Annotated in this window: 5 protein-coding genes; 1 reads left to right on the forward strand and 4 read right to left on the reverse strand. The window is 54.7% G+C overall.

The genetic code is table 11. From position 1 onward, the window contains the following. Positions 1-264: 264 nt before the first annotated feature. Together ric and CHH67_RS11540 are read right to left on the reverse strand one after the other, a co-directional pair. Positions 265-963 (reverse strand): iron-sulfur cluster repair di-iron protein, encoded by a 699-nt coding sequence (gene ric, locus CHH67_RS11535; RefSeq protein ID WP_095265334.1) that lies wholly within the window; start codon positions 961-963, stop codon positions 265-267. A gap of 201 nt (positions 964-1,164) precedes the next feature. After that, positions 1,165-1,470: a Dabb family protein gene (locus CHH67_RS11540; RefSeq protein ID WP_095265335.1), complete on the reverse strand. Its 306-nt coding sequence runs from the start codon at positions 1,468-1,470 to the stop codon at positions 1,165-1,167. Positions 1,471-1,588: 118 nt separating this feature from the next. On the opposite strand from CHH67_RS11540, the gene CHH67_RS27045 reads away from it, so the two are divergent. Next, positions 1,589-1,717, forward strand: a complete 129-nt coding sequence (locus tag CHH67_RS27045) for a hypothetical protein (protein ID WP_280523034.1) — start codon at positions 1,589-1,591, stop codon at positions 1,715-1,717. Between the two features lie 48 nt (positions 1,718-1,765). Here the strand turns inward: CHH67_RS27045 and nasC are convergent, their stop codons facing one another. Together nasC and nirB are read right to left on the reverse strand one after the other, a co-directional pair. Beyond that, a complete protein-coding gene (gene nasC / locus CHH67_RS11545) occupies positions 1,766-3,892 on the reverse strand; it encodes an assimilatory nitrate reductase catalytic subunit NasC (RefSeq protein ID WP_095265336.1) in 2,127 nt (708 codons plus the stop codon). Positions 3,893-3,951: 59 nt separating this feature from the next. Then, a complete protein-coding gene (nirB, locus tag CHH67_RS11550; protein WP_095265337.1) occupies positions 3,952-6,177 on the reverse strand; it encodes a nitrite reductase large subunit NirB in 2,226 nt (741 codons plus the stop codon). Positions 6,178-6,366 lie beyond the last annotated feature (189 nt).

The following is a 6,366-nucleotide window of genomic DNA, read 5'->3' on the forward strand; positions in this document are numbered from 1 at the left end:
ATTAGGGAAACTCCTATATCGCTTGGCGAACTCCCTTGTTTTGCGGATGAATGCCTGTCCCCCTGATCCATCGGGATAACGGTGCTAAGCTTGAAGAAGGGCTGACATGGGGGCATGGGCGCATGGGTGCAACCGGGCATTCTGGCAATCGGGCATTCTGGCACGAAAAAGACCCCGCCGATGGCGAGGTCTCTACTTCTACTCGTGAAATCTATAACTGATACGTGTGCGTTCCAGCCACACCGCGGTATCAAACTCCTCGATTTACATCGCAGCGCGAACGTTTCGGAATAGAATATTGTTCTCCAGATGAATATGGTCATACGTATCTTTCTCCAGAAGGGATAAGCGCTGATAGACAAGACGGTAAGTGCCGCAAGCATCTGCTGGCAGTTCATAATCGCTGGTGACTTCCCGCATTTCTTTCAACAGTTGACCAGCCGATTCGTGTTCATCCTCCAGCTCGGACAGATGCGGTTTCAGCGCCGCCGCCGTTTCCGAACCCGGCCCGCTTACAAATTGTGTGATTAATGGGAACACCACCTCATCCTCATCCTGGGTATGATCCAGCAGCTCTCGCTTCAAATCCGAGAACAGCTCCTGTACCCGAAGCAGCTCCGGATGTGCACCTCCATGAACACGCGCCAGCTTCGTAACATAGGGCACCAGCGCAGGCAACTCTTCCATTAGAAAAGCGTGATGCTTCTTCTGGATATGGTCGATCAGCTCAAGCGCTGTCAGTTCGGCCGGACGATGCTGCTGATATTCCGCAAATTTCCGCTCCACAAGCTGTGCTTGCTCCAGCACTTTAACCGGGTCCAGTCCCCGGCCAAGGGCGGCCTCTTCCAATGAAACTTGTCCGCCACAGCAAAAATCAATCCGAAGCTGACGGAATACATCGGCGGTCTGTGGTACGGCTGTCACAATATCAGATACTTGCGTTTGAAGTGTTAATGTACTCATGTTTCACTCCCCCATTCCTGTTGCAATCGTCTTGCTTACCATCAAGTATATAGAAGGAGGTGTCTCCGCTTGTGATTGCCGTCATACCAAATTCAAACGATCTGTGACAGCGGCACCACCTTCGCGGCCATGATCACATTCGCTGCATAATAAAAAAAAGCATTCCCCGACGATCTGTCGGGAAACGCTCCTTGACTTGCGTTATATTTCGTTATAATCAATTTCCAAGAATTGCGTCACTTCCTGCTCCCACCGCTCTTTTACAAACGCCACATGATTCGGGTGAACATTGTAAGCTTCATAATCAGCTTCACTGTCAAACACCATGGAAAAGCCGAAATGATAGGTATTCTTGGGGCTGATCTGCCGGAATACTTGAAAATTCTTTACGGTAGGAATCGCGCTGAGCGCAGTCCGCCCATCCTCCAAAAAGCGCTGCTCTTCTTCTGAACCCTGCTCATGCTTTAATGAAAATATAACGGAATGAATGATGGCATTACTGCTCATATCGAACATCCTTTCTATATTTTGAGTTGTTACTATTATATGGTATAGTGCTGTAAATGAACATCCAGTGATTAGGAGATTCATAGATTTCGTTCATTGCGGATAGGAGTTCGATAGGATGGAGTATCTCAAAAAGGAACTGATTCTCAATCTCACAGTCATCTCGGCCGCGATCGCTGCCATTCTCGGAGCCATTGGCGCGGAGCTAAGTATAAGCAGCTCGGAATTCAGCAATCGTGATGATTGAGACCGGTATCTTTCGACGCGTCCTAACAGATAGGACGAATCCGATCTGTTATAATCGGCGGATTCGAACCGCCGCGGTTTTAAAGCCAGGCATTTTACAATTCGGGTCAAGCTCGGGGCGGGTAGCCCGGTTGACATTTTGGATGCCGCCCCAATGCATCGGCACGAACAGGGTATCCTCACGGATATGCTCCTTGATTCGGCTTCTCACCTTGAAGCTGCCGAACTCCGATTGGATCAGCACCCATTCCCCATCCTGGATGTGATAGCGCTCTGCCGTATAAGGATGCAGCTCCACGAAATTCTCCAGCTCTCGTGCAGCAAGCGACGGGCTTCTCCGGGTCTGTACTCCGGTCAGGTAATGATACAGGACCCGTCCGTTTGTCAGAATAAGAGGATACGCCTCGTTCACACCGGCCCAAGCTGGACCTTGATCAGCGGTGAACACCGCTTTTCCATCGGGGTGGGCAAACTTATCGCGGAAGAGCAGCCCGCTGCCTTCCTCCTCCGTCGAAGGACACGGCCAGTATATCCCTTCCTCCCGGCGCAGCCGGTCGTACGTGATCCCATAATAGTCCGCAATCCCTCCCTTGCTCGCCAGTCTCAGCTCGTTGAAGATCGCCTCAGCATCCTTGTAACGAAAATACCTGCCCTTGCCCAGCGCCTCTGCAATCGAGCAGAGGATGTCCCAATCATGCCGAGCCTCACCCGGTGCCGGACGCGACGCTTCTCGCAGCAGCACCCTGCCTTCCAGATTGGTCAGCGTCCCTTCATTCTCCATGTAGGACGTCACTGGCAGCACCAGATCGGCCATGCGGGCTGTTTCGGACATGAGCATATCGGCCACCACCAGAAAATCAAGTTGTTTAAGTGCTTCGGCAACCAGCTCTGCATTCGGATTGGATACGATTGGATTGGAGCCCATCACGAACAAGGACTTTATCACGCCCTGATGCACCAGCTCCATCATCTCGTAGGCAGACACCCCTTTCCCCGGCAAGCTGGAAGGCTCCACTCCCCATACGGAAGCGATGTAGGCACGGTCCGCTTCATTCTCAATGGATCGGTAGCCCGGAAGCTGGTCTGCCTTCTGGCCATGCTCCCGTCCTCCCTGGCCATTGCCCTGGCCGGTAACGGCCCCGTAGCCGCAGCCTTCCCTCCCGATTTTGCCGGTTGCAAGCACCAGATTGAGGAAATGACGAACCGCCAGATGGCCATCCGTTTGCTGTTCAACGCCCCTGGCTGTCAGCACCATGCCCGTCTCTGCCATGCCAAAAGCGCGGGCAGCTTCCCGGATCATCCCCGGCTCCACCCCGCATCTTGCTGCAGCCACATCCACATCAACCTTCGCCATGTATGCGAGCAGATCGTCATAACCATTCGTTCGGCTGCGAATGAACGCTTCGTCAATCAGCCCCTCCTCCATCACGACTTTCAGCAGAGCGTTCGCAAGCGATAGATCCGTTCCCGGACGGATCTGCAGATGCAGATCCGCCGCTGCTGCGGTCGCCGTTCTCCTCGGATCGATGACAATCAGCTGTGCACCTGCCTCCTTCGCCTCGTTGAAATAAGGCATCAGGGTGGGCTGACACTCGGCAATGTTGGTGCCCGCCAGAATGATGCACTTCGCCAGTGGAATATCCGCCAGCCGGAAGGTTAACCCCCGGTCCATGCCGAATGTTTTGACACCGGCAGACGCAGCAGCCGACATGCAGAAGCGGCCGTTATAATCGATATAGCGGGTGCCGAGCGCCACTCTGGCGAATTTCCCCAGCAAGTATGCCGTTTCATTGGTGAGTGAACCGCCGCCGTACACGCCCAGCGCATCCGGACCGTGCAGCGCGGAGGCCTCCTGAAAACGGCCGGCGATTTCCGCAATCGCCTCATCCCAGGTGCAAGGCACAAGCTCCCCGTCTCTGCGGATGAGCGGATGCTGCAAGCGTTCCGAGTGCAGCGCATGCTGGTGGGCGTTCATTCCCTTCACACAGGCTCGCCCCTGGGAGGCTGCGTTCGGCACGCCCTCCACACTGAACGCTGCCCGCCGCTGACCGGCAATGCTTTCGGAAACCTCCTCCACCGATATTTTGCACTGTACGCTGCAGAATGGGCACTGTGTAGCCGCTTCGGGCCGTGTGCCTGCATAGGCAAATGTTTGTCTCTGTTTCACTCTCCACACCTCTTCCTATCATTGATGGAGTTTCCTATATGACACATGTTTGAATCGTAGTCAGTGAATCATCCAAGCACCTTCGCCTCATAACGATGGCCTGACGCCAGGTTCGCATCATACCGCTTGCTGTTTCCGATCAGCTTGTCGGCAAGCTCTTGCTGCAGGCATGCATCCAGCACATGTTCCCGGATCGGTACGATGCCTTCGCGATCCACCCATTGCCACAGCGGCTCGCCAAACCGGCTCTTCTGGCGATACCACTGCAGACAAGCCGAGGCGAGCCGCACCGCCTCCCCCGCCTCTTCTGCCAATCCGACAAGCTGGGCTTCTCGTACAGGATGCTGCGCATGTCCGCCCAGATACACCTCCCAGCCAGCGGGAGAAGCTGCGATGCCGATCCCCTGCACGAGGACGCTGACGGCGCCATGCGTGCTCTCCGCTATGCCCGCCGTCACCGGATAGGGCAATGACAGATTCGCCCAGTCCCTCATCAGCTGTTCCTCGATCCAGCGCATCCCCCTTTCAACATCGGCGTCCGTCCGCTCCGCGGGGTCCCCGGTCCGAATGTGCACACCGCGATAACTCGTATCCTCGGGTGCCGAGTCGGAAGCGCCAACAGACTGAACGGTCTCCGGATTCCCTATACGATCCACAGCAGCCAGTTCAGCATAATAGCGCACAGCCGGACGGCATATGCCGCAGCCAGCAGGATTCGCAAACCCCAACGCTCCCATCAGGTCGGATATGGAAGCCGGTGCCTGCAGCATCGCTTCGTCAATAGCTTGACGCAAGGCCGCATGGCTCAGGTCTGTGCAGCGGCATACAGCTTTAGCTGACGAGCGGTCTGCAGTGTTCGACCTCGACTTCTGGCTCCGTTGTCGTTGTCCCCCTGCCTTCGCCAGCTTCACTAGCGCTGCGACCGCTGGTGCGCAGCCTCCGCAAGAGCCGGAAGCCTTCGTGCTCGCTTTCACCTCGGCGACCGTCTCAAGTCCGTCAGACAGAATGGCCTGCATAATGATCCCTTTGCTGACCCCGTTGCAGGAGCAGACTGTCTCATGTTCCGGCAGAGCATCTGCTGCAGCCTCGGCTGCGGTCATCCCTCCCGCCTCCTCCCGGATCAGCTCGGATACAGGGGCTGCACGCTTCACCAATCCCAGAAGAGATGGGCCTTCCGATGGATCACCGAACAGAATAGCCCCTGCCACTATGCCATGCCGCATCGTGACCTTCTTATACGTCCCGTCAATCATGTTATAGGATTGCATGGCCGTATCGATATTCTCCCCGCCAATTTCACCGACAGAGAAGACGTCTACCCCGGACACTTTCAATTGAGAATACGGAATAGACCCGGTATAAGGCGGCGTATCCATCCCGCACAGCACCCGGGCCAGCACCTTGCCTTGTTCATACAGCGGAGCAACCAGCCCGTAGCTGATTCCGCGATGCTCGGCGCACTCGCCCACCGCATAGACATCGGGGACATTCGTTCGCATATAATCATCCACAACTATAGCCCGCCGGGTATGAATGCCGCTTCTCATCGCAAGCTCGATATTCGGCCGGATTCCGACTGCCATCACAACCATATCCGCATCGAGGATTGCGCCGTCGGAGAAACGAAGTCCCTTGACCTTCGCTCTTCCTGTAATTCGGGTGGTCTCCCGGGACAGATGAAATCGCATCCCCTGTTCCTCAAGCTGCTTCTGCAGCATACGGGCCGACATCGCATCCAATTGACGATTCATTATATAAGGAGCGTTATGAATGACATCGACCTCGAGGTTCAGATTCAGCAAGCCGCGAGCCGCCTCCAGCCCCAGCAAACCTCCGCCGATGACAGCCGCTTTGGAACTGGTGTTGGACAATTCCTTCATCTTGACGCAGTCATCCACCGTTCGAAATGTCAGAACGCCTGCTTTATCCGTCCCGGATATCGGCGGGATGAAGGGTGTCGAGCCGCTTGCCACAATAAGTGCATCATAACTCTCCTTCATCCCGGAGACGGTCTCTATATAGCGGGATTGTGTATGGATAAAGGATACCGTCTCACCAGCGTGAAGCCGGATTCCGTGCTGGTCGTACCAGGACCAGTCATTCAGAACAATGTCCTGAAAAGCATGCTGCCCCTCGAGAACTTTGGATAACAGGATACGGTTATAATTGGGGCGCGGCTCGGCACCAAACACGATGATTTCATACCGTTCAGGCGCAAGCTTCACGATTTCCTCGATGCACCGGACCCCTGCCATACCATTGCCAACTACAATCAACTTCTTTCTCTTGTTCATGCGGCCGCCTCCACCCTGTGTTAATTCGATGTCAGAAAATATAAAAGCCCTTTTCCGTTCGTTCAGGAAAAGGGCGCCGTTGCCTCAAAGCCGATACACCATTGTATCCGACTCTCACATATCATTTAACTTATATGAATTCAGTATAGCTCAAGATTTATATATGTCAATAATTCTAACACATAATCC

This window comes from Paenibacillus campinasensis (assembly GCF_002272015.1).
Taxonomy (GTDB): domain Bacteria; phylum Bacillota; class Bacilli; order Paenibacillales; family Paenibacillaceae; genus Paenibacillus_AQ; species Paenibacillus_AQ campinasensis.

What these genes read in the sequence shown, in the direction of transcription:
- ric (WP_095265334.1), bottom strand. Translation starts at nt 963, where the DNA reads ATGAGTACATTAACACTTCAAACGCAAGTATCTGATATTGTGACAGCC.
- CHH67_RS11540 (WP_095265335.1), bottom strand. Translation starts at nt 1,470, where the DNA reads ATGAGCAGTAATGCCATCATTCATTCCGTTATATTTTCATTAAAGCAT.
- CHH67_RS27045 (WP_280523034.1), top strand. Translation starts at nt 1,589, where the DNA reads ATGGAGTATCTCAAAAAGGAACTGATTCTCAATCTCACAGTCATCTCG.
- nirB (WP_095265337.1), bottom strand. Translation starts at nt 6,177, where the DNA reads ATGAACAAGAGAAAGAAGTTGATTGTAGTTGGCAATGGTATGGCAGGG.